We start from the raw sequence: 24232 nt of genomic DNA, 5'->3' as shown, positions 1-24232 counted from the left end.
CCGGTCCCACCGGTTGAGCGACCGCGGGCTCGCCGTGGCCTTCATCTCCCCCGCGCTGCTGCTGTTGCTCGCCATGTCGGTGTTCCCGTTGCTGTGGGCGTTGTACCTGTCGTTCACCGACTACTCGGCCACCCGCGGGGGACCGGCTCATTTCGTCTGGTTCGAGAACTACACCGCCATCCTGACGTCGGCGCAGGTCCACCTGCGGGCCCTGACGACGTTGATCTACGTGGTCGGCGCGGTCACCCTGCAGACCGTGCTCGGTTTCACCATCGCCTACCTGATCTCACGGCGCACGCACGGGCGGGGAGTGCTGACCACCCTGTTCCTGGTCCCGATGATGCTGTCGCAGGTCGTGGTCGGGCTGTTCTGGCGGTTCATGCTCGACGCGCAGTTCGGCGTGATCAACAGCATGCTCGGCTCGCTCGGCCTGGGGCAGGTGGAGTGGCTCACCCGGCAGCGGACGGCACTGATCTCCCTGATCGTGGTCGACACCTGGCAGTGGACGCCGTTCATCATGCTCATCGCCCTCGCGGGCCTCACCGCGGTCCCCAGGTACCTCTACGAGGCCGCCTCGATCGACCGGGCGTCGGAGTGGTTCCGGTTTCGCACCATCACTCTTCCGCTGGTGTGGCCGCTGCTGCTCATCGCCGTGTTGTTCAGGGCCATCGAGGCCTTCCGGCTGTTCGACCTCGTCTACATCCTCACCAGCGGAGGTCCGGGGGTCTCCACCGAGACGTTGTCGTTCCACGTCTACAAGGTCGCCTTCCTGGGCTTCAACACCGGAACCGCCTCGGCGTACGGGATCCTCATGGTCCTCGTCGTCATCGTCCTCACGCAGCTCTACCTGCGCTACCTGAACAAGCTCAAGGAGGACTGATGGCCCTCTCCGTCGACGAGGCCGTGTCCCCGGGTCCCGTCCGGGATCACACGCCCCCCGCGCGCCGCCCCGGCGGCCGGGGCCGCTCGGTGCTGGAGGTCGCGCTGCTGGCCGTGCTGGCCGTCGTGATGCTCTTTCCGGTGCTGTGGATGATCGAGACGTCCCTCAAGGAGAACCGGGACGTCTACGCCATCCCCGCCAAGTTCTTCGACTTCACGGTCACCCTGGACCATTTCAGGGACGTGTTCGTCTCCTCCGGCGGCGGTCGTTCGACCTTGTCCGTCGCGTTCCTCAACTCCGTCGTGGTCGCCGGGGTCTCCACGGCACTGGCCACCGTGCTGGGGGTCCCGGCGGCCTGGGCCTACTCGCGCTTCGCCGTGAGGGCCAAGAAGGACCAGCTGTTCTTCATCCTGTCCACCCGCTTCATGCCGCCCGTGGTGGTCGTGATCCCGATCTTCCTGATGTACCGCCAGATCGGGCTCATCGACACCAAGCTCGGCCTGATCCTCATCTACACCGCGTTCAACGTCCCGTTCACGATCTGGATGATGAAGGGGTTCGTCGACGAGGTGCCCGCGGAGTACGAGGAGGCCGCCATGCTCGACGGCTACAGCCGCCTGCAGGCGTTCTGGAAATTCACCCTTCCCCTGCTCCTGCCCGGTATCGCCGCGACGGCGGTCTTCGCGCTCATCTTCTCCTGGAACGAGTTCGTGTTCGCCATCTTCCTGACCTCCGGCGACGACGTGCGGACGGCCCCGCCGGCCATCGCCGGCCTCATCGGCGGGACCACCGTGGACTGGGGTCTCGTGGCCGCCGCCTCCGTGGTGTTCGCCCTGCCGGTGCTCGTCTTCGCCTACCTGGTGCGCAGGCACCTCGTCGCCGGTGTGACGCTCGGGGCGGTGCGACGCTGATGGCGGGCATCGAGGTGACCGCCCTGCACAAGCGCTACCCGGACGGGACGGTCGCGGTCGAACACGTGGACCTGTCCATCGGCGACGGCGAGCTGTTCGTGATGCTCGGCCCCTCGGGGTGCGGCAAGACGACCACGCTGCGGGCCGTGGCCGGCCTGGAGAGGCAGACCACGGGCGACATCCGCATCGGCGACACGCTGGTCAACGACCTGCCGCCCGCCGAGCGCGACATCGCCATGGTGTTCCAGTTCTACGCCCTCTACCCGCACCTGAGAACCCGCGACAACCTGGCGTTCCCGCTGCGGGCCGAGGGACTGCCCAAGCAGGAGGTGCGCGAGCGGGTCGACGAGGCCGCCCGGCTGATGCGGCTCGGCCCGCTCATGGACCGGCGGCCGCACCGGCTGTCCGGCGGGGAGCAGCAGCGCGTCGCGCTCGCCCGGGCCCTGGTGCGGCGACCGCGCGCGTTCCTCATGGACGAACCCCTCACCAACCTGGACGCGGAGCTGAGGGCGGACATGCGCACGGAGATCAAGCACCTGCAGGGGGAGCTGGGCACGACGATGGTCTACGTCACCCACGACCAGGTCGAGGCGATGTCGCTCGGTCACAGGATCGCCATCCTCAACAAGGGCCGCGTCGAGCAGATCGGCACGCCGCTGGAGGTCTACGACCGTCCGGCGAGTCTTTTCTGCGCCGCGTTCATCGGCTCCCCGCCGATGAACCTGATCGAGGTGGAGGTGGCCGAGGGGAAACTGCGCGCCCAGAGCGGGCTGGCCCTCACCCCGCCGCCGGACCTGCCGCGCGACCGCCGCCTGGTCGCGGGCGTCCGGCCGGAGGCGCTGGAGGTCACCGAACCGGGGGCGGAACGTTCGGTCCCGGCCCGCGTGGTCTCGGCGGAGTGGCTGGGCGACGAGATCATCTACGTGGTCGACCACGACGGCCGGCGCGACGTACGGGTCCGGATGCCGCCGACCGTCCGTTTCGCCGCCGACGCGCCGGTCGGGCTGCGGCACACCGGCGGGCCTCCGCCGGTCTACGACGTGAGCACGGAAGAGCTGGTGGCCTGATGGGAACCGTGGCGGTGCACGACCTGTGCAAGTCCTTCGGCAAGGTCCAGGCCCTGGACGGGGTGACGCTGGAGGTGCCGGACGGCTCGTTCTTCGTCGTGCTCGGGCCCTCGGGGGCGGGCAAGACCACGACCCTGCGAGCGATCGCGGGCCTGGAGAGGCTCGACGCCGGGTCGGTGCACCTGGACGGCAGGGACGCGACCGGTGACACCCCGGCCGCACGCGACCTGGCCATGGTCTTCCAGAGCTACGCCCTCTACCCGCGGCGCACCGTGTACGAGAACATCGCCTCGCCGCTGCGGGCACGCCGCCGTTCCTCCGGCGAGGTCGCCGCCGCCGTCGAGCAGATGGCGGGCCTGCTGCACATCGAACGTCTGCTGCAGCGTCGTCCCGCGCAGTTGTCGGGCGGTGAGATGCAGCGGGTCGCCCTGGCCCGGGCGCTGGTGCGCAGCCCGCGCGCGTTCCTCATGGACGAGCCGCTGACCAACCTCGACCTCAAGCTCCGCGTCGAGATGCGCACCGAGCTCACCCGCATCCACCGCAGCCTCGGGGCGACCTTCGTCTACGTGACCAACGACCAGGTCGAGGCCCTGTCCATGGCCGACCAGGTCGCGGTCCTCAAGGAGGGGAAGGTGCAGCAGGTCGGAACGCCGGCCGAGGTGTACGAGCGTCCGGCCAACCAGTGGGTCGCGGGCTTCGTCGGGAGCCCGCCGATCAGCCTGCTGGCCTGCCACGCCGAAGGAGACCTTCTGGTCGGGGCGGAAGGCTGGACGCTGCCGCGGCCCCGCTGGAGCACGGCCGAGGACGGTCGCCCGCTGCTGCTGGGCCTGCGCGCGGAGGACCTGTCCGTCGAGCGGCGCGGGAACGCGTCGTTGCCGGGTGAGCTCTACGGCCTTGAGCCGCTCGGTGACCGGACGGTGGTCGACGTCCAGGTGGGAACGGAGATCCTCAAGGTCAAGGCACGCCCCACCGTCACCGGTACGCCGGGCGAGCGGCTGCTCGTCACGGTCGACCTGGACCGTGCGCACCTGTTCGACGCGGGCACCGGGCTGGCGCTGTCGGAGGCCGGGAGGTAGGTGGCGCGGGGCGTCGTCCTGCGGCCATGGCCACGTTCGACCCGCTCGTCGGCCTCGGCCCCGGCGAGGCCGTGTGACCCGTCCGTCGACGCGCGTGGCGTGATCGCCGAGGTCACGCCGGACATCACCAGGAACATCACAGGAGGCGGCGCGATGAGTGACCCGATGAACGTCCTGGCCCCCGAGCACCGGCGGCTGCGGATCGGCGACGCCTGGCGCGACGCCGCCGGCGGAGCCACCTTCGCCGTCGAGGACCCGGCCACCGGCAAGACCATCGCCGAGGTGGCGGACGCCGGCGTCGTCGACGGGCTCGCCGCCCTGGACGCGGCGAGCGGGGCGATGGCGCAGTGGGCGGCGACCCCGCCGCGAAAACGGTCGGAGTTGCTGACCGCGACGTACCGGGCACTGACCGGGCGGTCCGAGGAGATCGCCCGGCTGATAACGCTCGAGATGGGCAAGCCGCTCGCCGAGGCTCGGGGAGAGGTGGCCTACGGCGCCGAGTTCTTCCGCTGGTTCGCCGAGGAGGCGGTGCGCGTCGAGGGGCGCTACAACACCGCTCCCGCCGGCGGGTATCGCATCCTCACCGTGCCGAAGCCGGTCGGACCGTGCCTGTTCGTGACGCCCTGGAACTTCCCGCTGGCCATGGGCGCCCGCAAGATCGCTCCTGCGCTGGCGGCGGGCTGCACGACGATCACCAAGCCGGCGGCCCAGACGCCCCTCACCATGCTGTTGCTGGCCCGCATCATGGAGGAGGCCGGCGTCCCCCCGGGCGTCGTCAACGTCGTGACGACCGAACGTGCCGGCGAGGTGGTCTCGGCGCTGCTGGCCGACCGCCGGATCCGCAAGCTCTCGTTCACCGGGTCGACCGAGGTCGGGCGCGTCCTGCTACGGCAGGCGGCCGGCAACGTGCTGCGCACCTCCATGGAACTGGGCGGCAACGCGGCCCTGATCGTGTGTGCCGACGCGGACCTGGACGTCGCGATCGACGGTGCCATGGTGGCCAAGATGCGCAACATCGGGGAGTCCTGCATCGCGGCCAACCGGATCTACGTCGAGGAGCCGGTGCGCGAGGAGTTCACGGCGCGCTTCGCCGAGCGGATGGGCGCGCTCTCGGTGGGCCACGGTCTCGACGACGGCGTGCACGTCGGGGCGCTGATCGACGGGGCCTCGGTCACCAGGATCGACGAGCTCGTCGCCGACGCGGTCGGGCGCGGCGCCCGTGTCCTGGTGGGCGGTGAGCGTCCGGACGGGCCGGGCCACTTCTACCCGCCCACGGTCCTGGCCGACGTGCCCGGGGACGCGCGGATGCTGGCGACGGAGATCTTCGGCCCGGTGGCGCCGATCATCTCGTTCACGTCCGACGACGAGGTGATGGCGAAGGCCAACGACACCGAGCACGGCCTGGTCGGATACGTCTTCACCCGTGACCTCCGGCGGGCGCTCCGGTTCACCGAGGGGCTCCAGACGGGGATGGTCGGCGTCAACCGTGGTCTGATCTCGGACCCGTCGGCTCCGTTCGGAGGCGTGAAGCAGTCCGGGATCGGCAAGGAGGGGTCGCACGAGGGCATCCTCGAGTACCTCGACGTCACCTACGCGGCGATCGACCTGCCGTGACCGGCCCGCTGCCCCGGTTGCCCGCCGGGGACCACCGCGCCCCGTGCGCGCACGACCTGACCGGTCCCCACATCACCGCCGGCGTTCCAGAGAGGCACCGACATGCTTGAGACCGTCCGCGGACCACGCCAGCTGATAGTGGGCGAAGGGGTCGCGCAGAACATCCCGCGAGTGGTGGCCGAGTGCGGCTCGCGAGTCCTCGTCGTGACCGACCGGGTTCTTCTGGGGCAACCGGGCGTGGCCGAGATCGTGGCCGCCGTGCGGGAGAAGGCCGAGGTCGTCGGGGTGTTCGCCGACGCGACCCCGGACGTGCCACTGGCCGATGTCGCCCTGGCCGTCTCGGTCGCCGCGGAGGTGGACGCCGACGTGATCCTCGCCATCGGGGGTGGCACGGTGATCGACCTCGCCAAGATCGTCGGTGTCATCCGGCGCCACGGCGGGACGCCGCGCGACTTCTACGGCGAGTCGAAGGTGCCGGGGCCGACGATTCCTCTCGTCGCGGTCCCGACGACGTCGGGCACCGGTTCCGAGCTCACGCCCGTCTCGGTGCTGACCGACCCGGACCGCGAGCTGAAGGTGGGGGTCTCCAGCGTCCACATCGTGCCCGACTTCGCCATCGTCGACCCCGAGCTCACCTACACCTGCCCCGCGACCGTCACCGCCCACTCCGGCATCGACGCGTTCTGTCACGCGGTGGAGAGCTACACCGCGCGACCCCGGCCCCACGGACCGCGCGACCCGGTGGAGCAGGTCTTCCTCGGCCGCAACCCGATCACCGATCACTACGCGCTCCTGGCCGCGGAGCGGATCGCCCGCAGCCTGCCCCGTGTCGTCAGGGACGGAGGCGACAAGGAGGCGCGCGCGGACATGTCTTATGGGTCCATGCTGGCCGGGCTCGCGTTCTCCCACGCGGGCAACGGGGCTCCGCACGCCCTCCAGTACCCCATCGGCGCGGCCACCCACACGCCGCACGGCCTGGGCGTCGGGCTGCTGCTGCCCTACGCGCTGGACGCGGCCAGGGATGCCGTCGGCGACCGGCTGGCCATCCTCGCCGGGGCGTGCGGGCTCGACGTGACCGGCGCCTCGGACGCCGAGGCCGCGGACACGTTCCTCACCTGGCTCGACGGGCTCCTCGCCGACATCGGCATCCCCGCCACCTTGGCGGACATCGGCGTGGCACGCGCCGACCTCCCGCGCTTCGCGGAGATGGCCGGTGGCGTCACCCGCCTGATCCAGAACCATCCGGGCCCGACCGACACCGCCAGCCTGACCGCGATCCTCGAAGCGGCCTGGGCCGGGGACCGGACCCGGCACGTCCTGACTCCTGAGCGGAGACGGTGACGGGTCTTTCATCCGGCAAGACCCCGGCGGCCGCCGCCGGGAGGCCGGCGGCGGGGCGGATCGGGATGACGGGGGCGCCCACCGGTCGCGCTCGCGCGCGCCGGGACGGAAGGGATGCCCGCGGGCGGCCCGCCCGGGTCACGCCCGGTCTCCGCCACCGGGCACTCCCGGCCGACCGGTGGGCCGGTGATCGGCTCGATCCCGGTCACGATGGCCACGGTCGGTGAGGCGGTGCGGCGGACTCCCGGCGGACCGCCGGGCGCCGGGGAGGGGTGAACAGGCGATATGGCCGTCCGCGGCCGGAGACCGCCGGCACACGTCATCGCCGCCGCCGCGGGATGTCGACTGCGTCGACTGTGCAGAGACAAGTTTTCTGCGGGGAGCTGTTGACATCCCATATGTGAACCCTAAACACTTTGCGGAAATACAACAGAAACACGAATGCGCCCCGATCGTCGGCCCTTCATCGAGAACCGACCGCTCCATCGCCAAGCCCGCGGGGACGAAGCGCACGCGGAAATGTTAACGTTAACAGTTCTTCGTGCGCCCGTCGAAGCGCTCCATGTCCCTCAGGGCCCCGTCATGGAAACGCGGCTGTGACGTCGCCTTTCGCCGTCTTCTCGCCGATTCCCGGAAAGGACACCCGCGGTGTCCCTCGGGGGATTCGACCCGGAAACCCAGATCTAGTGATTGGACATCTCATGGCACTGATCATGGCGTCTGATGGGCATCCATCAGGACCGTCGCGCGGCATCCGGTCGCCACGCCGGTCACTGATCGCCCTCGTGGTGGCCGTGCTCACCGCGGTGACCGGCCTCGTCGTCTCCGCGCCGCCGGCCGATGCCGCCACCAGCCAGTTCCGGGGCATGAACTGGGCCGTGCTGGGTGACAACTTCAGCACCGGCACGCTCGTCGTGCAGGGCCTGAGCCAGTCCGACAGCAACGCGACGGTTCGGGCCAAGGCCAACTCGCTCTACGACAGCATGGAATACCTGATGGGGGTCAACACCGTCCGGCTGCCCATCAACACCCACACCGTGGCCAACACGACCTGGTGGAACGCCTACCGCGGCGCCATCGACGCCGCCACCGAGCGTGGATTCAAGGTCATCCTGGCCTACTGGGAGGACGGTGCCGCCTCCGGCGGCAGGATCACGAACCTCGCCGCGTGGAACACCATGTGGTCCAGTGTGACCAACACCTACGGCTCGAACAGCCACGTCTACTTCGAGCCGATGAACGAGCCGCACGGCTACTCCTCGGCGGAGTGGCGCAACGTCGCGGCGAACTGGCTCGGCTACCACACCTCGGCGGTGCCCGGCCGGGTGCTCATCGGCGGCACCGGCTTCAGCCAGGACCTGCGGGACATCTGCAACGACAGCCGCTTCAACGCGACGCTGCTGTCCTTCCACCACTACGCCTTCTTCTACGGCGCGATGACCTACGACGCCTTCCGGAGCCACATCCAGACGCGCCTGGGCAACTGCGCCTCCCGCGCGATCGCGACCGAGTACGGCGCGCCGATGTCCACCGGCCTCAACTACGGCGACCCGAACAGCACCGACAACTTCGTGCGCTACCTCCGCGCCGTGGCCCAGGTCATGCGGGACAACCAGATGGGTGGCACCTACTGGCCCGCCATCGGCGGCAAGACGGGCACCATCGGCTACGACTGGTACTCGATGTTCTCCCTGGGGGGCAGCGGCACCGCTCTCACCCTGACCACCCGCAACGGCTACGGCGCCAACCGGGTCCGGTACGGCTGGGGCGACGCCGTCAACGACTCCCCCCCTCCGCAGGCGTACAGGATCAACGTGCGCCACAGCGGCAAGGCCATGGACGTCCAGCAGCCGAACACCGCCAACGGCGCGCGCGTCGGCCAGTACACCTACGGCGGTAACGCGTGGCAGCAGTGGCAGTTCGTGGACATCGGCGATGGCTACTGGCGCATCATCAGCCGCCACAGCGGGAAGTGTCTCGACGTGGTGAGCGCCTCGACCGCCGACGGTGCCGAGATCGTCCAGTACACCTGCGGCATCGGCAACAACCAGCAGTTCCAGATGGTCGCCAGCGGCGGCTACTTCCAGCTCCGGGCGCGGCACAGCGGCAAATGCGTGGACGTACCGGCCGCGTCGACCGCGGACGGCGCGATCCTCAAGCAGTACACGTGCAACGCCGGCACCAACCAGCAGTGGTCGCGCACGGCCGTCTGACGGCCGTCCCGGCCTGACCGCGGATCCGCGGTGGAGGGGGCTCCGTCCCGGTTGGAGGGAGCCCCCGAAGGCGCGCCCGCGAGGTCGGCGAAGCCGCGCCGGAAGGGCGCCGCACGCCGGGGGCCCAGCGGCGGCCGGGCCTGATCGCGCCCGTCCCCGTCGCCGGGCCGGCGAGCGCCGCGGGATCATCCGAGCAGGCGCGAGCGGCGGATCCGGGCGTCCGGGTCCACGGCGTCGGCGATCGCCGCGGCCCGCCTCCGGACGTCGGCCGGCAGCGCGTCCGGCACGCCGGCCGAGCCCTCGGCCCACGAGCCCGGCGTCGAGCCGGCATCGGCGGCCGACCAGACGGCCCGTGCCCGGGCGAACCCCTCCTCGATCCGTTCGCGGGGGGACAGGTCGAGCGATGCGACCGCGTGGTAGACGAAGTCGCCCGGGGGAGCCACGACGGCCCCGGCGCGTCTGACCGGTGCGCCCGCCACGTGGCGGATCTCCATCATCACGATCGGGGTGTCGTGCGCCACGGCCGTCGAGAGGAGCGCCTCGGCGATGACGGGGGTCGACGCGTCGAGCCAGCGCGCGTCACCGATGGCCGGGGCCGCCGCGGGGGGATCGAGGTGGATCCTGGCGAGTCCCGCCGCGTCGGCCGGGCCCCAGCTGTCGAGGACGGGCTCCGCCGCCGCCCGCATCGCGTCGAGCAGCGGAGCCGCCGCGACGGGCCCGTCGGGGTCGGCGATCGCGAGGTGAAGAGCGACCCTGCCGCGCAGCTCCTCCGGGAACGGGGGCACGGGCGGCACGTGGAGCACCGAGAGGCTGCAGGAGACGCCGCCACCGGCCGTTCCGACGGTGCTCGACCATGCCGCGACGAGTTCCGGCAGCGCGTCGGCATGCCACAGCAGCGCTCCGGCGTGCAGGTCCGCCGCAGGGAAGAGGTCGAACTCCAGCGTGTGGGCGATCCCGACTCCCCCCGCTCCGCGAAAGGCCCACATCGCCGCTCGATCGATCTCCTCGGCGGCGTCGTCGGCGGCGGTGCGGAACCGCCCGCCGCCGTCGACGTAGCGGACGGCACGAAGTGATCCACTGGCGAGCCCGTCGCGCCGGACGAGCCACCCGATGCCGCCGCCGAAGGTGTAACCGGACACGGACACGCTCGGGGCCGAGCCGGCCAGGCCGAGCAGGCCGTGCCGTTCGGCGGCGGCGTTCACCTCGGACCAGGTCGCGCCGGCCCCGACCACGGCGACGCGCGACCCGGGGTCGATCGAGACGCCGGTGAGCCTCGACGTGTCGAGGAGGACCGCCCCGCCGCCCACCGGCGCGCCGGCTCCGTGGCCGGTCGCCTGCGGAACGATCTCCAGCGGCGTGCCCGACGACCGCGCGAGCGCGGCCACCTCGTCGAGCGCGGATGCGATGTCCTCGGGACGGGAGACGACCGCGACCCGCGCGGGTCGCTGCCTGGTGGAGGAGTTGTGGGGCCGGGTGGCGGCGGCATAGCCGTCTGAGTCCGCGTCGATGAGCATGTCACCCATCGTAGGCGAATAACGGAGGGTTTCCTCCGCTTCCAATGTCGTCCACGTGGATGGTCCGGTGGTTCGTCACCGTCCCCGTACGCCTGCCGGGGGATGCCGGGCTCGCGCGACGCCTCGTCCCCGGCCTCACGCGAGGTCGCGGAACAAGCGTCCGGCCGGGGTGCCGCGCGCCGTGACCGGCGTGCCGGGCTAACCGTGATCGGGTGCGATGCCGCGCAGGAACACCGCGCGCAGCTCGGCGGCCACCTCGGCCCAGCCGGGCACGTTCGACATCGGCTGCGCGAGCATCGCCCCGAAACGCACCACGGTCCCCGCGCTCACGTCCACGCGGACCGAGCCGTCCCGGTGGCCGCGCTCCAGGATCGCGCCCATGGTCCGCTGCATGCGCGCGCGCAGCTCCGCGGACTCGGTGCCCTCGGTCAGGGGCGCTCCGTGCAGCGGAAGCACCAGCTCGTCCCGGTGGGCGAAGGTCCGGCGGAGGAACCGGCCGATCGCGTCATGACCGGTGTCGCCGGACGCCAGCGCGTCCTCGGCCTCGGCCAGGATCAGACGATAGGCGCGGACCGCCATCGCCTCGAGCAGCGCCTCCCGGTTCGGGTAACGACGGTAGAGCGTCCCGATCCCGACTCCCGCCTCGGCGGCGATCTTCTCCAGCGGAACGAACCTGCCCTCGGCCAGCCCCGCGCGCACGGCCGCGGCGATCAGCCGCTCGGTGTTCTCCGCCGCGTCCTTGCGGAGCTTGCGCGCTCGCGTGGAGGTCATAGACACCACAGCCTAGCCTTCCGGCCGTGGCGGAGGTAGGAGATCCCGGCGCCGTCGCGGGCGCCGTACGGAGAAGCGGCCGGGGGTGTGCCGTGAAGGCGCAGGGCTCACGTTCGGGGGCGTCTGCCGATGTCTCCCACGGCGGCCGCCAGCCGGTCCACGTCGGCGGCGGAGGTGAACAGGGCCGGGGTGACGCGGACCGCGTCGCCGCCGCTCATGCCGGAGCGGGCGACGGTGAAGATCCGGTGGCGGGTCAGCAGGTCGTCGGTGATGGCGAGATTGTCGGCCTTGCCGGTACGCCCCGGGAGGCGGAAGGCGGTGATGGCGCCGTACATGCCCGGCTCGTCGGGGGTGAGGATCTGCGCGCCGAGTTCACGGACCTGTCCCACCCAGCGATCACGCAGGAAGCGCAGGCGGGCCTGTTTGACCTCGGCCCCCAGCATCCGGTGGAAGTCCAGGGCGGCACCCGCGGTCAGGATCGGCGCCACGTTCACGGTGCCCGAATGCACGCGTGAGCGGATGTCGGCGGCCGGGTAGGTCTCGTCGCCGTAGAGCGGGTCGATGTCGGCCAGGCGGTGGGAGCGGATGTAGAGGAACCCGGCGCCCAGCGGCACGCCCATCCATTTGTGCAGGGAGAAGACGGCGAAGTCGGCGTCCAGGTCGGCCAGGGTGAAGTCGAGCTGGCCCCAGGAGTGGGCGGCGTCCACGATCACGTCGACGCCGCGCCGGCGGGCCAGGGCGACGATCTCGCGAACCGGCACCACCAGGCCGGTCCGGTTGTTCATGTGGCTGAGCAGCAGCAGGCGCACCTTCGGATGGCGCTCAAGGGCGCGCTGATAGGTGTCCAGGACCGCCTGGCGGGTGGCGGGTTCGGGGATGACGACGCGCTCGACGCCCACGCCACGCCGGCTTCGCAGCCAGTTCATGGCGTACTGGCCGCTGTGGTAGTCCAGGTCGGCGTACATGACGGCCTGTCCCGGCCGCAGCCGCCGGTAGCCGCCGATGAGGTTCTGCAGCGCCTCGGTGCCGCCGCGGGTCAGTGCGATCTCGTTCCTGCCGGCGCCGAGCAGGGCGGCGACGCGGTCACGAACCTCGTTGGCGCGTGCCTCGTAGGCGGTGCGCAGCAGGTGTGAGCTGCGCTCGTTGAGCTGGTCGACGTTACGGTGGTAGGCCCGCCGTACCGGTTCCGGCATGATCCCGTAGTAGCCGTTCTCCAGGTTGACGAAGTCCGGGCTCACCGTGAACTGCCGGGCCACGGCGCTCCAGAAACGCTCGTCGCGGGCCAGTCGTTCCGCGACGATGTCGTGCGGCACGCTCAGCGTGCCGGCCGGGCCGGGGCCGGAGGCGGCCGGGTGCGGCACCGCCGGGCGGGAGACGGCGGGACCGGGCGGGGGGCGATGGGAGGCGGCGCCGGCCGCCAGCGCGCTCAGTCCGGCGACGATCTCACGTCTGGACACGGTCATATGGACTCCACCTGAGGTCAGCGGGATGAACGAGCGCCACGAGGAACCGTCGCGACGCGTCGGTGGTGCCGATGGTGGCCAGTGTCGCCGATGGCGACCCAGGTACACGCTTTTCTCTTTTCGTGTCGCCGAATACGGCGCGGACGAGCCGTGGCACGAATGAGAGGATGCGCGGGGAGCAACGGGGAAAGCACAGGAACGAGCAGCGAAATCATGTGATCACCACTGCCTCGACCGGCATGACGGACAACGTCGTCAGGTTTTACCGCATGCTTTGCCGTTACCGGGCGCGCCCGGCCGCGATGCGGGCATCATCACCGGTGATGCCCGCGATACCGACGCCCCGCCTTCGCCGCCCGGCCGCCCTCGGCGCCGGCCGCCTGGTGGCGCATGCGGTGGTCGTGGTCGCCGTGATCGTGGGCGTGGTGTTCGCGCACGGGGGCGCCTGCGCGGCGGCGCAGTTGTCGAATCCGACGACCGCGTCGCCGGTGCCGAACCGGACCACGCCCCTGGCGCAAGGCGCCGGCGGAGCCGTTCAGCCCGGCTCACGGTGCGTGCACCGGCAACTGCCGCCAGGTCAGCAGCACGACACCGAACAAGACCACTACTCGGCTGTCGCCTCGGCCGGTACGCCGACGTTCGTGGCCGCGGCCGTGGTGGCGGTATCGGCTCCCGGCGCCGACGAGGCCGCGCCTGCGGTGGCGGCCGCCGGTCGCCCTGGCGCCCCGTGCCGGGACAATCTCTGTGTGATGCGTATATAGGACGGGTTCTGTTTATTCAGTCACCCATTGTCCGTGAAGATTCCGCGGTCGCCTTGTCATGCCGCGAATCGTGTCATTCAACGAGGATTACCCCATGTCATCGCCAGTGATCTCCGCACGCCCCTACGAGGCGCCGCCCGTCGGTCGTCCCGCGCTTTGTCTCACGGTCGGCAATACGCCGCTGGCCTTCATCTCCGAGCCGTTCGTGCCGGGCGGCGGCGGGTTCTGGGCCAAGCTGGAGGGCTTCAACCCCGGGGGTATCAAGGACCGCCCCGCGTTGCACATGATCCGCCAGGCCCGGACCCGGGGCGAGCTCGTCCCCGGGGCGACGATCGTGGAGTCGACCAGCGGCACGCTGGGGCTGGGCCTGGCCCTGGCGGGAATCGTCTTCGGCCACCCGGTCACCCTGGTGGGCGACACCGGTATGGAGCCGCTCATGCGGCGGCTCCTGAGCTGCCACGGGGCACGGCTGGAGATCGTCGCCGAGCCGCACCCGGTCGGCGGCTGGCAACAGGCCCGCCGCGAGCGCGTGCGGCGGCTGCTGGCCGACATCCCCGGCTCCTACTGCCCCGACCAGTACAACAACCCCGACAACGTCGAGGCATACGCGGGGCTGGCGCACGAGTTGCTGGCCCGGCTGCCGCACATCGACGCGCTGGTGTGCTCGGTCGGCACCGGCGGCCACAGCGCCGGTATCGCCGCCGTGCTGCGCCGCCACTTTCCCGGCCTGCGCCTGGTCGGGGTCGACACCGTCGGCTCGGCCATCTTCGGCCAGCCCGACCGGGCGCGGCTGATGCGCGGGCTCGGCTCCAGCATCCACCCGCGCAACGTCGCCTACGACGCCTTCGACGAGGTGCACTGGGTCGCCCCGGCCGAGGCGGTGTGGGCGTGCCGGGCGCTGGCCGCCCAGCACTACGTGTCCGGTGGGTGGAGCACCGGCGCCGTGGCCCTGGCGGCTCGCTGGCTGGCCCGCACCAGCCCTGGCCGATGCGTGGTGGCCGTCTTCCCCGACGGGCCGTGGCGCTACTGGAGCACCGTCTTCGACGACGCGTTCTGCCACGCCAACGACCTGCTCGGGGTCGTCCCGGCCGACGAGCCGGATCTGCTGGCGCATCCGGCCGAGCGGGAGGTGCGCCGCTGGAGCCGCTGTACCCGCGTCAGCGACCCGCTGGCCGGTGCGCGATGAGGGGCCTGTGGGGTGAGTTCCGCTCTTTCGAGCGGCCGGTCCAGCTGCTGCAGATCAACCAGGCGGGCATCAACCTCGGCTTCTACATGCTGATGCCGTACCTCGCCCTGCACCTGTCGGCCGACGCCCATCTGACCGCCTGGACGATCGGGCTCATCCTGGGTCTGCGAAACGCCAGCCAGCAGGGGATGTTCCTGATCGGCGGCACTCTGGCCGACCGCCTCGGCCACAAGCCGATGATCATGGCCGGGTGTGCGTTGCGCACCGTCGGCTTCGCCCTGTTCGGCCTGTCCGCCACGGTGCCGCCGCTGATCGTGGCCGCCGTGGTGACCGGACTGGCCGGGGCCCTGTTCAACCCGGCGGCACGCGCCTGCCTGGCCGCCGAGGCCGGCGAGCGCAAGGTCGCGGCGTTCGCCGTGTTCAACGTGTTCTACCAGGGCGGCATCCTGGCCGGTCCGCTGGTCGGGCTCGCGCTGCTGCGCGGCGGCTTCACCGTGGTGTGCCTGACGGCCGCCGCGGTCTTCGCGGTGCTGACCGTGCTGCAGGGACTGTGCCTGCCGGCCCGGCGCGCCGTGGACCGGCAGCGCCCGCCGGTGCTGCGCGAATGGCGCCAGGCCTTCACCGACCGCGCCTTCGTCTCCTTCTCGGCGGCGATGGTCGCCTCGTACGCGTTGTCGTTTCAGATGTACCTGGCACTGCCGCTGCAGGTGCAGCACCTGGGCGGCGGCCAGACGGCGGTGATGGCGCTGTACGGGATCTCGGCGCTGCTGGGCGTCACCGCCCAGGTGCGGCTGACCGCGTGGTGCGCGGCCCGGTGGAGCCGTGGGCAGGCGATCAGCCGCGGCCTGGTCGTGATGGGGGTGGCGTTCCTGCCGCTGGCCGGCGCGGTGTACCTGCCGTTGCCCTGGCCGTGGGCGCTGGTCCCGGTGGTGGTGTGCACGCTGCTGCTCACCGTGGGCACCCTGGTGGTCTTCCCGTTCGAGATGGCCACCATCGCCGACATGGCCGGAGAAGAACTGATCGGCACCTACTACGGGCTGTACAACCTGGCCTGCGGCATCGGCATCCTGGCCGGGAACCTGCTGGCCGGCGCGCTGGTCGACGCCGCCCGCGGCGACGGCCCGGCCGCCCTGCCGTGGCTGTTGCTGGCCGCGGCGGGGCTGGCCTCGGCGGCAGCCGTCAGAGGCCTGGACCGGCGCCGGTGCCTGCGTGGCCCAGGTCGGCAGGCCGTCACCACCTGAGCCGCGAACGCCACGGCGAGACCAGGCCGCCGACCATGCCGTACGCCCCGGTTCCCGTCGCGAGATCACTGCCGTCCCTTATGCGGTTCATCGTTCGCTTAGGGCTGCTTTAGCAGGCGTCGTTAGCGTTCCGACACGGAAGGCCGACGTGGGATCCGCGGCGCCGCCTCAGGCGGCGCCGGACCGGACCGCCCGACGACGACGCGCACGGCGCGGACACGGCTCGATGGAGGCAGCATGGGGGACATCCCGGTACGTGTTCTGTCCGTGGGGACGGCCCTGCCGGGCCCTCCCATCGACACCGCCGCACTGGCCGAGCGGTTCGGCATGGACCATCTGTGGCGGCAGTGGGTCGACACCTTCATCGGCACGCGGACCCGGCACCTGGCGGTCGACCTGACGTCGGGCGAGCGCCGCCAGGACCTGGCCGGTCTCGGGGAGCTCGCGGCGGCCCAGGCCCTCGACCGCGCCGGCGTCTCCGCCGCGGAGATCGACGTGGTGGTGCTCGGCACCGCCACGCCGGACACGCTGATGCCGGCCACCGTGAACGTGATCGCCGACCGGCTGCGCATCGACGGGGTGCCGACCTTCCAGCTCCAGTCGGGCTGCTCGGGAGCCGTGCAGACCTTCGACGTGGCGGCCGCGCTGCTGGCCACCGGCCGGTACCGGACCGCCCTGGTGATCGGGGGGGACGTCATCGCCAAGCACTACGACGTCAAGGCCGACCTGGCCGCGCTGCCGCCCGACGAGGTGGTCAACTACGTGCTGTTCGGCGACGGCGCGGGCGCCGCGGTGCTCGGCACCGGGGACCACCCCCGGGCGCCGGTGGTCCGGTCGGTGCTCACCAGGCTGTCGGGCCTGGACCGGGCCCCCGGCCAGATCCTGCGGTGGTACGGCCTGGCCGACCGCGGCAGCGCCGAGGCACCGGCGAGCGAGGACTACAAGGCCATCGAGAGGCTGGTACCCGTCCTGGCCGAGGAGGTCGTCGAGGAACTGCTCGACGACCTCGGCTGGGAACGGGACCGGGTCGACTACCTGCTGCCCCCCCAGCTGTCCGTCACCATGACCGGCAAGATCGCCGAACGGCTGGACCTCTCGTCGGCCAAGGAGATCTCCTGCGTCGGCGAGACCGGCAACAACGGCAACGCCCTGCTGTTCTTCCAGCTCGACCGCCTGCTGTCGGAGATGACGGCGCCGTCGCGCGCGATCGCGGTGGCCGTCGAGTCGAGCAAGTGGATCAAGGCCGGTCTCGCGCTGGAGTGTGACCGGTGACGGCCGGGATCTCGCGGGCGGAGTTCCTGGACCTGCTCCAGGACGAGATCGGGCTCGACGTGGACGCCGACGACCTGGACCGCCCCTTCGACGACCTGTCCGGCTGGGACTCGGTGCGGCTCCTGGCGATGCTCGTCCTGCTGGAGAGGCGCCTTGGAAAGCCGCTGTCGCTGCCGGGTCTCCTGGACGCGGCGAGCCTCGAATCGATCTACGAGATGGTGAACCGTTGACCGAGCAGCCCTTCCCCACCCAGCGCCGTCACACCCTGTTCTTCCTCGACCAGATCCGTGACTTCTCACCGGTCTTCCTCGACACCGAGGTGGACGCGACGGCGATCGTCGCCGGGCGCGAGCGGGCGCGGCACGCCGGTGAGCGCCGCTCCGTCGTCTCCTACGTCGTGCACGCGGCCGCGGGCGTGCTGCGCAAGCACCCGGAGGCGAACGCGGCGATCCACGGCCGCCTGGACCCGGTCGTCGCCGTCTACGACACCGTCGCCGCCAAGGTCACCCTCGACAGGACGCTGGACGGCCGCCGGGTCGTGCTGGCGACGGTGATCCCCGGCCTGGAGAACGCGAGCCTGGCCGACGTCCAGGCGCACCTGGACCGGGCGGCCGGGGCCGACCCCGGCACCGCCGAGGAGTTCGCCGGCATCCGGGCGCTGCGGAGGCTGCCGTGGCAGGTGGCGCTCGACCGGTTCCGCGAGGCCGCGGCACTGCTCGACCGGCGGCCCGCCCTCACCGGGACGTTCAGCGTCACCTCGCTGGGCCACCGGGCGGTCGACGGCTTCCACTCCGTCGGCGGGACCACGATCACCCTGGGGGTCGGCCGGATCGCCGACCGCCCGGTCGTCCGGGACGGCGCGATCACGATCGCCCCCGTCATGCGGCTGTCCCTGGCGTTCGACCACCGCGTGATCGACGGCGCGGAGGCCGCCGACGTGCTCACCGAGACCAAGGACGCGCTGGAGGGGTACGCCGAATGAACGACCTGTCCGAGCTCAAGCGGTTCGTGGTGGCGCACGCGATCTCGCAGAACCTGCCCGCCGGCCACTACACGAGCCTGCTGGAACGGATCACCTCCGACACCGGCGACGAACCGGGGTCGTGGGCCCATGAGTGGATCCGCGCGGGGGAGGAGGCCCAGGCCGCGGGCGAGACGCTGACGGCCTGCCAGTACTACACCATGGGACGCTTCCCGTTCGTCGACGGCCCGGGCCGCGCACGGGCCCTCGCGCTCTGCGTCGAGGCGTTCGATCGCTGGCGGCGCGAGCAACCCGGGATCGAACCGGTCACCGTCGAGGTCGGCGGGATGCCGGTCAGGGTGTGGGCCGCGGGCCTGTCCGCCGAGGAGCCGCGCCCGCTGCTGGTGATGACCGGCGGCATCGTGAGCCCCAAGGAGCAGTGGGGGCCGGTGCTGCCGCAGATCGCCGCCTTCGGGATGGCGGGGGTGGTGGCCGACCTCCCCGGCGTCGGCGAGAGCCCCCTGCGGTACGGCCCGGACGGCCGGCGGCTGTTCACGGCGATCCTGGACGCCCTGGACGGGCGGGCGAAGGTGTCCGAGACGTACCTGCTCGCGCTGAGCTTCAGCGGGCATCTGGCGATCGGCGCCGCGCTGCGCGACCGGCGGATCCGCGGCCTGGTCGGCAACGGGACCCCGATCCACGACTTCTTCACCGACACGGCCTGGCAGGCACGGGTGCCGAAGGTCACCAGGGACACCCTGGCGCACCTGGTGGGCGTGCCCCCCGGGAAGGTGTTCGCGCACGTCCGGGACTGGGCGCTCGACGACGAGAGCCTGCGCGACCTGGACGTCCCGTTCGCCACCGTGAGCGCGACCCGGGACGACGTGATCCCGCCCGGGGACACCGAACGGCTCAGGCGCTGCGTACGCGACCTGAGGCTGATCGAGCACCCCGACGTGCACGGCGCCCCGTCCCACCTGGCCGAGACCCGGGTGTGGAGCCTGCTCGCGGTGCAGGAGATGCGGCCCGACGCCGACCCCCGGGTCACGGCGGCGCTGACCGCCGCCCTGGACGCGGCCCGCGCGGGGGCGGGCCGGTGACCGCGACGCAGACCGCGGCCAGGGGCGACTGGCTGCGGCAGTTCGCCCCGGCCGCCGCCGGCGCCCCCTGCGTGGTGGTGTTCCCGCACGCCGGAGGGTCGGCCGGCTTCTTCGTCCCGCTGGCCCAGGAGCTCTCGCCGGCGGTGCGCGTGCTCGCCGTCCAGTACCCGGGCCGCCTGGACCGGCGCGGCGAACCGGCCGTCGAGGACCTGCGGGAGCTCGCCCGCCGGATCGCGGCGGTGGTCGCCGACGAGGGGCCGGCCGCGCCGCTGGCCTTCTTCGGGCACAGCATGGGCGCCCTGGTGGCGTTCGAGACCGCGCTGCTCGGCGAGCGGGGCCTGGGCGTCGCCCCGGACCTGCTCTTCGTCTCGGGCGGGCGCGCCCCGGCCCTGACCCGGGTCGACCCGGCGATCCTGCGTGACGACCACTCCCTGGTCGCGGAGGTCGTGCGCCTCGGCGGGACCTCCCCGCGGGTGCTGGAGGACGAGGACCTGCGCCGTCTCGTCCTCCCCGCGCTGCGCGGCGACTACCGCGCCCTGCGGGCCTACGTCCCGGCGCCGGGCGCGCGGGTCGGCTGCCCGATCGTGGCGCTGGCCGGGGACCGCGACCCGCTGGCGGCCGTCGCCGACGTGGAGCGGTGGCGCGACAACACCTCCGGCCGCTTCCGGCTCAGGACCTTCCCCGGCGATCACTTCTACCTGACCCCGAGGTCGCGGGACGTGGCGGAGACGGTGTGGCTGGCCCTCACCGGCAGGGACTGACCCGCCGCCCCCACCTCGCCGGCGCAGCGCCGCACCGGCACGGCACCGCGTCCCCGACACGCACCCCCACGGCCCCGCGTTTCACGACACCGCGTTTCACGACAGCGCACCCCACGACGGTGCACCCCACGACGGCGCGTCCACGACACCGCGTCCGCGGCCTCGCACGGCCATGCCGTCATGCCGTCATGCCGTCACGAGCGAGAGTGAGGCAGTAGTTGAGCAGCGACGACCAGCAGGTGTCCCCGCCGATCGCGGTGATCGGAACAGCGTGCCGCCTGCCCGGGGCGCCGGACCCGCGCGCCTTCTGGCGGTTGCTCGACGAGGGGCGCGACGCCGTCCGCGAGATCCCCGCCCATCGGGGCTCCTCCGCCGTCCTGGCCGACCTCGCCCGGGACAACCCGGGCGTCCGCCACGGCGGCTACCTCGACGACATCGGCGGGTTCGACGCCGCGTTCTTCGGCGTCTCACCGCGCGAGGCCGCGGCGATGGACCCGCAGCAACGGCTCGTGCTGGAGCTGGCCTGGGAGGTGCTGGAGGACGCGGGCCTGGTCCCCGCCACGCTCTCGGGAAGCGAGACCGGCGTGTTCGTCGGCTCCATCGCCGACGAGTACGCCGCCCTGTCGCGCGCCTCGGCGATCGGGCGCCACACGCTCACGGGGACGACCCGGGCCATCATCGCCAACCGGGTGTCCTACGCCCTCGGCCTGCGGGGGCCGAGCATCGCGGTGGACACCGCCCAGTCGTCGTCGCTGGTCGCCGTCCACCTCGCCGTCGAGAGCCTGCGGCGCGGCGAGTCCCGGCTCGCGCTCGCCGGCGGCGTGAACCTGATCGTGGACCCCGCCGGCACCGCCGCGGTCGCGCGCTTCGGCGGGCTGTCCCCGGACGGGCGCTGTCACACCTTCGACCGCCGGGCCAACGGTTACGCCCGCGGTGAGGGCGCCGGGCTGGTGCTGCTCAAGCCGCTGGACGCGGCGATCGAGGACGGCGACCGCGTCCACGCGGTGCTGCTCGGGAGCGCGGTCAACAACGACGGCACGACCGACGGGCTCACCGTGCCGAGCGCGGAGGCGCAGGCCGAGGTGATCCGGAAGGCGTGGGCGGCCGCCGGGGTGTCGCCGTCCGACGTGCAGTACGTCGAACTGCACGGCACCGGCACGCGGATCGGGGACCCGGTGGAGGCCAGGGGACTCGACCTGGCCCGCGACGGGGGCCCGGTACTGCAGGTCGGCTCCGTCAAGACCAACATCGGGCACCTGGAGGGCGCGGCCGGGATCGCCGGCCTGCTCAAGACCGTCCTCAGCGTCGGCGAGCGCCGGCTGCCCGCGAGCCTCAACTACTCCGAGCCGAACCCGGACATCGATCTGGACGCCCGGCGCCTGGCGGTACGCGACCGGGGCGGTGCCTGGCCCCGCCAGGACGAGCGGCTCGTCGCCGGTGTCAGCTCGTTCGGCATGGGCGGGACCAACTGCCACATCGTGGTGGCCGAGGCGCCCGGGCCGTACGGGCGTGCCGAGGTGTCCGGGCGTCCCGGGGCGTTCAAGCCTTCCAAGGCGTCCGGCGCGTCCGGGACGTCCGGGCCTTCCGAGGCGTCCGAGGCGTCCGAGGCGTCCGGGGAGCCGGACGCCCGCGCGCCACGCGTCCCCCTGGTGCTCAGCGCCAGGACCGAGCCCGCGCTGAGGGAGCAGGCGGCGCGACTGCGGGACCTCGTCGCGGAGGACGGCGAGATCCCCGCCGGGGTGCCGCGGAGCCTGGCCGTCACGCGGACCGCGTTCGAGTGGCGCGCCGCCGTCACCGGTGACGCGCGGGCCGGGCTGGAGGCGCTGGCCGGCGGCCGTGCGGCGGCCGGGGTGGTGACGGGACGGGCCGTGAGCGCGCCGGTCGCGGTGGTGTTCCCGGGACAGGGCAGCCAGCGGCCCGGCATGGGGCGCCGGGCGTACCGGGACCTCCCGGTCTGGCGGTCGGCGTTCGACGAGGTGGCCGCCGCCCTGGACGAGCGGCTGCCGCGCCCGATCAGGGACGTCGTCTGGGCCGAGCCGGACGGCGCCGAGGCGCGGCTGCTCGACCGGACCGCCTTCACCCAGCCGGCGATCTTCGCGGTCGAGGTGGCGACCTTCCGCCTGCTGACCTCCCTGGGCGTCGAACCGTCCTTCCTGGCCGGTCACTCCATCGGGGAGGTGGCCGCCGCGCACGTCTCGGGCATCCTGGACCTGTCCTCGGCCGCGGAGCTGATCGTCGCCAGGGGCCGGCTGATGGAGTCGCTGCCCGCGGGCGGCGGCATGCTCGCCGTGGGCGCCGGGGAGGCGGACGCCGCCGAGCTGATCACCCTGGCCGGCGGGACCGCGGTGATCGCCGCGGTCAACGGCCCGGAGTCCGTGGTCGTCGCGGGCGGGACGCGCGCGCTGGAGGAGGTCGCCGCGCTCGCCGCCGCGCGAGGACACCGCACGCGCGGGCTCCCGGTGAGCCACGCGTTCCACTCCCCGCTGATGGAGCCGATGCTCGACGACTTCCGGGAGGTGCTCGCCGGGATCCCGTTCGGCAGGCCCCGGATCCCGTTCGTGTCCACCGTCACCGGCGAGCTCGTCGAGAGCACCGGCCCGGAGTACTGGGTGGAGCACGCCCGCCGGCCGGTGCGGTTCGCCGACGGGCTCACCCGGCTCCGGGAGCTGGGGGCCGGGATCTTCGTGGAGGCGGGTCCCGGGGCGACCCTGAGCGGTCTCGGCCGGGAGGCGCACGGCGGGGAGGCGGCGTTCGTGCCGGTCCTCGGCAGGCACGACGAGGTCGAGGTCGCCGTCGGAAGGCTGTTCACCGCCGGCGCGCCGCTGGACTGGGACGCGGTGTTCCCGCCTGGCGGTCCCCGCGCCGCCCTGCCCACCTACCCGTTCCAGCGCGAGCACCACTGGCTGGACGCCGTTCCCGCCCGGGAGCCGGACGCCGTCCGAGAGCCGGACGCCGCCGGGGACCCGGCTCCCGTCCGGGAAGCCGCCCTCGTACGGGAACCCGTCCCGTCGGCACCCTTAGTCCCCGCCGGGACCGGCGGAGCGACCGGAGCGGTCGGAGCCGGAACCGGAGCCGGAGCCGCCGGGGCGGCCGACGTCGAGCGGCGCGTCCTCGACGAGGTGGCGGCGGTGCTGGGTTTCTCGGATCCGGCCCGCGTGGACCGGGACGCCACCTTCAAGGACCTCGGCCTGGACTCGCTGGGCCTGGTCGAGCTGCGCGACCGCGTCGGCGCCGCCCTCGGCGTCGGCCTGCCCGCCGCCACGCTGTTCGGCCACCCCACCACCGCCGCCCTGGTCCGGCACCTGAGCGGCGGCACGGTTCCGGACGCCCACGACGCCGCGGTCGCCCCGGCCGCCACGGTGGGTCACGACGACCCGGTGGTGATCGTGGGAATGGGGTGCCGGTTCCCGGGTGGGGTGGCCTCGCCGGAGGAGTTGTGGGAGCTGGTGGTGTCGGGGACGGACGCGATCGGGGAGTTCCCTGCGGATCGGGGCTGGGACCTGGAGGCCCTCTACCACCCCGACCCCGAGCGTCCCGGCACCTCCTACACCCGGCACGGTGGTTTCCTTCGGGAGGCGGGGGAGTTCGACGCGGGGTTCTTCGGGATGAGTCCGCGTGAGGCGCTGGCGACCGATCCGCAGCAGCGGTTGTTGCTGCAGGTGGCGTGGGAGGCGCTGGAGCGGGCGGGCATCGACCCGCTGTCGCTGAGGGAGAGCGACACCGGCGTCTTCGTCGGCGCGACCGCGTCGGACTACACGCCCCGGCTCCACGAGGGCGACGGAGCGTCCGACGGTTACCTCCTCACCGGAGGCAGCATCAGTGTGGCGTCGGGGCGGATCGCGTATGTGCTGGGGGTGCGGGGGCCGGCGTTGACGGTGGACACGGCGTGTTCGTCGTCGTTGGTGGCGTTGGATCTGGCGGTGCGGTCGGTGCGCTCGGGGGAGTGTTCTTTGGCGTTGGCCGGTGGGGTGGCGGTGATGGCCTCGCCGGGGATGTTCGTGGAGTTCTCCCGTCAGCGGGGCCTGTCGGCGGATGGGCGGTGCCGGGCGTTCGGCGCGGGGGCCGATGGCACGGGGTGGGCGGAGGGTGTGGGGGTGGTG

At 72.5% G+C, this 24232-nt stretch carries 19 protein-coding genes; 16 read left to right on the top strand and 3 right to left on the bottom strand.

Going from position 1 to position 24232, the window contains the following annotated elements:
• Positions 1–13 precede the first annotated feature (13 nt).
• The 7 genes from ACLQ2R_RS33930 (at position 14) to ACLQ2R_RS33900 (ending at position 9102) form a co-directional block, all read left to right on the top strand.
• Complete coding sequence (locus tag ACLQ2R_RS33930; protein ID WP_425965502.1) at positions 14–880, top strand: carbohydrate ABC transporter permease; 867 nt, start codon at positions 14–16, stop codon at positions 878–880.
• Positions 880–1791 (top strand): carbohydrate ABC transporter permease, encoded by a 912-nt coding sequence (locus ACLQ2R_RS33925; RefSeq protein ID WP_425965501.1) that lies wholly within the window; start codon positions 880–882, stop codon positions 1789–1791. The genes ACLQ2R_RS33930 and ACLQ2R_RS33925 overlap by 1 nt, the downstream gene beginning before the upstream one ends.
• On the top strand, positions 1791–2858 hold the full coding sequence (locus ACLQ2R_RS33920) for an ABC transporter ATP-binding protein (RefSeq protein ID WP_425965500.1): 1068 nt from the start codon (positions 1791–1793) through the stop codon (positions 2856–2858). The genes ACLQ2R_RS33925 and ACLQ2R_RS33920 overlap by 1 nt, the downstream gene beginning before the upstream one ends.
• Positions 2858–3934: an ABC transporter ATP-binding protein gene (locus ACLQ2R_RS33915; RefSeq protein ID WP_425965499.1), complete on the top strand. Its 1077-nt coding sequence runs from the start codon at positions 2858–2860 to the stop codon at positions 3932–3934. Before ACLQ2R_RS33920 ends, ACLQ2R_RS33915 begins: the two co-directional genes overlap by 1 nt.
• Before the next feature lie 153 nt (positions 3935–4087).
• Positions 4088–5548 (top strand): NAD-dependent succinate-semialdehyde dehydrogenase, encoded by a 1461-nt coding sequence (locus ACLQ2R_RS33910; RefSeq protein WP_425965498.1) that lies wholly within the window; start codon positions 4088–4090, stop codon positions 5546–5548.
• Positions 5549–5650: 102 nt separating this feature from the next.
• Complete coding sequence (locus ACLQ2R_RS33905; RefSeq protein WP_425965497.1) at positions 5651–6889, top strand: iron-containing alcohol dehydrogenase; 1239 nt, start codon at positions 5651–5653, stop codon at positions 6887–6889.
• A gap of 701 nt (positions 6890–7590) precedes the next feature.
• Positions 7591–9102, top strand: a complete 1512-nt coding sequence (locus ACLQ2R_RS33900; RefSeq protein ID WP_425965496.1) for an RICIN domain-containing protein — start codon at positions 7591–7593, stop codon at positions 9100–9102.
• A 185-nt stretch (positions 9103–9287) separates the two neighbouring features.
• Here the strand turns inward: ACLQ2R_RS33900 and ACLQ2R_RS33895 are convergent, their stop codons facing one another.
• From ACLQ2R_RS33895 to ACLQ2R_RS33885, 3 genes are all read right to left on the bottom strand, one after another.
• Positions 9288–10616 carry an FAD-binding oxidoreductase gene (locus ACLQ2R_RS33895; RefSeq protein ID WP_425965495.1) on the bottom strand — a complete coding sequence of 443 codons (1329 nt, stop codon included), beginning with the start codon at positions 10614–10616 and terminating at the stop codon, positions 9288–9290.
• 198 nt (positions 10617–10814) lie between these two features.
• Entirely contained in the window at positions 10815–11387 is a 573-nt protein-coding gene (locus ACLQ2R_RS33890) for a TetR/AcrR family transcriptional regulator (protein WP_425965494.1), read from the bottom strand.
• Positions 11388–11494: 107 nt separating this feature from the next.
• Positions 11495–12850 carry an aminotransferase class V-fold PLP-dependent enzyme gene (locus tag ACLQ2R_RS33885; protein ID WP_425965493.1) on the bottom strand — a complete coding sequence of 452 codons (1356 nt, stop codon included), beginning with the start codon at positions 12848–12850 and terminating at the stop codon, positions 11495–11497.
• A 215-nt stretch (positions 12851–13065) separates the two neighbouring features.
• Between ACLQ2R_RS33885 and ACLQ2R_RS33880 the strand changes: the two genes are divergently transcribed.
• From ACLQ2R_RS33880 to ACLQ2R_RS33840, 9 genes are all read left to right on the top strand, one after another.
• Positions 13066–13611, top strand: a complete 546-nt coding sequence (locus ACLQ2R_RS33880; RefSeq protein WP_425965492.1) for a hypothetical protein — start codon at positions 13066–13068, stop codon at positions 13609–13611.
• A gap of 94 nt (positions 13612–13705) precedes the next feature.
• Complete coding sequence (locus ACLQ2R_RS33875) at positions 13706–14797, top strand: PLP-dependent cysteine synthase family protein (RefSeq protein ID WP_425965491.1); 1092 nt, start codon at positions 13706–13708, stop codon at positions 14795–14797.
• A complete protein-coding gene (locus ACLQ2R_RS33870; protein WP_425965490.1) occupies positions 14794–16038 on the top strand; it encodes an MDR family MFS transporter in 1245 nt (414 codons plus the stop codon). The genes ACLQ2R_RS33875 and ACLQ2R_RS33870 overlap by 4 nt, the downstream gene beginning before the upstream one ends.
• A gap of 237 nt (positions 16039–16275) precedes the next feature.
• The gene (locus ACLQ2R_RS33865) at positions 16276–17310 is read left to right on the top strand and encodes a 3-oxoacyl-ACP synthase III family protein (RefSeq protein WP_425965489.1); all 1035 of its coding nucleotides are present in this window, start codon (positions 16276–16278) and stop codon (positions 17308–17310) included.
• On the top strand, positions 17307–17540 hold the full coding sequence (locus tag ACLQ2R_RS33860) for an acyl carrier protein (protein ID WP_425965488.1): 234 nt from the start codon (positions 17307–17309) through the stop codon (positions 17538–17540). Before ACLQ2R_RS33865 ends, ACLQ2R_RS33860 begins: the two co-directional genes overlap by 4 nt.
• The gene (locus ACLQ2R_RS33855; RefSeq protein ID WP_425965487.1) at positions 17537–18292 is read left to right on the top strand and encodes a 2-oxo acid dehydrogenase subunit E2; all 756 of its coding nucleotides are present in this window, start codon (positions 17537–17539) and stop codon (positions 18290–18292) included. The genes ACLQ2R_RS33860 and ACLQ2R_RS33855 overlap by 4 nt, the downstream gene beginning before the upstream one ends.
• Complete coding sequence (locus ACLQ2R_RS33850) at positions 18289–19371, top strand: alpha/beta hydrolase (protein WP_425965486.1); 1083 nt, start codon at positions 18289–18291, stop codon at positions 19369–19371. Before ACLQ2R_RS33855 ends, ACLQ2R_RS33850 begins: the two co-directional genes overlap by 4 nt.
• Positions 19368–20132: a thioesterase II family protein gene (locus ACLQ2R_RS33845; RefSeq protein WP_425965485.1), complete on the top strand. Its 765-nt coding sequence runs from the start codon at positions 19368–19370 to the stop codon at positions 20130–20132. Before ACLQ2R_RS33850 ends, ACLQ2R_RS33845 begins: the two co-directional genes overlap by 4 nt.
• Before the next feature lie 218 nt (positions 20133–20350).
• On the top strand, positions 20351–24232 hold a 3882-nt coding region (locus ACLQ2R_RS33840; protein WP_425965484.1), incomplete at its 3' end, for a type I polyketide synthase.

Source organism: Streptosporangium sp. DT93 (assembly GCF_049844535.1).
Lineage (GTDB): Bacteria > Actinomycetota > Actinomycetes > Streptosporangiales > Streptosporangiaceae > Streptosporangium.
This window is presented reverse-complemented; position numbering and strand designations above follow the sequence as displayed.

What these genes read in the sequence shown, in the direction of transcription:
- ACLQ2R_RS33890 (WP_425965494.1), bottom strand. Translation starts at nt 11,387, where the DNA reads ATGACCTCCACGCGAGCGCGCAAGCTCCGCAAGGACGCGGCGGAGAAC.
- ACLQ2R_RS33900 (WP_425965496.1), top strand. Translation starts at nt 7,591, where the DNA reads ATGGCACTGATCATGGCGTCTGATGGGCATCCATCAGGACCGTCGCGC.
- ACLQ2R_RS33910 (WP_425965498.1), top strand. Translation starts at nt 4,088, where the DNA reads ATGAGTGACCCGATGAACGTCCTGGCCCCCGAGCACCGGCGGCTGCGG.
- ACLQ2R_RS33885 (WP_425965493.1), bottom strand. Translation starts at nt 12,850, where the DNA reads ATGACCGTGTCCAGACGTGAGATCGTCGCCGGACTGAGCGCGCTGGCG.
- ACLQ2R_RS33895 (WP_425965495.1), bottom strand. Translation starts at nt 10,616, where the DNA reads ATGCTCATCGACGCGGACTCAGACGGCTATGCCGCCGCCACCCGGCCC.
- ACLQ2R_RS33905 (WP_425965497.1), top strand. Translation starts at nt 5,651, where the DNA reads ATGCTTGAGACCGTCCGCGGACCACGCCAGCTGATAGTGGGCGAAGGG.
- ACLQ2R_RS33870 (WP_425965490.1), top strand. Translation starts at nt 14,794, where the DNA reads ATGAGGGGCCTGTGGGGTGAGTTCCGCTCTTTCGAGCGGCCGGTCCAG.
- ACLQ2R_RS33925 (WP_425965501.1), top strand. Translation starts at nt 880, where the DNA reads ATGGCCCTCTCCGTCGACGAGGCCGTGTCCCCGGGTCCCGTCCGGGAT.
- ACLQ2R_RS33920 (WP_425965500.1), top strand. Translation starts at nt 1,791, where the DNA reads ATGGCGGGCATCGAGGTGACCGCCCTGCACAAGCGCTACCCGGACGGG.
- ACLQ2R_RS33915 (WP_425965499.1), top strand. Translation starts at nt 2,858, where the DNA reads ATGGGAACCGTGGCGGTGCACGACCTGTGCAAGTCCTTCGGCAAGGTC.
- ACLQ2R_RS33865 (WP_425965489.1), top strand. Translation starts at nt 16,276, where the DNA reads ATGGGGGACATCCCGGTACGTGTTCTGTCCGTGGGGACGGCCCTGCCG.
- ACLQ2R_RS33875 (WP_425965491.1), top strand. Translation starts at nt 13,706, where the DNA reads ATGTCATCGCCAGTGATCTCCGCACGCCCCTACGAGGCGCCGCCCGTC.
- ACLQ2R_RS33850 (WP_425965486.1), top strand. Translation starts at nt 18,289, where the DNA reads ATGAACGACCTGTCCGAGCTCAAGCGGTTCGTGGTGGCGCACGCGATC.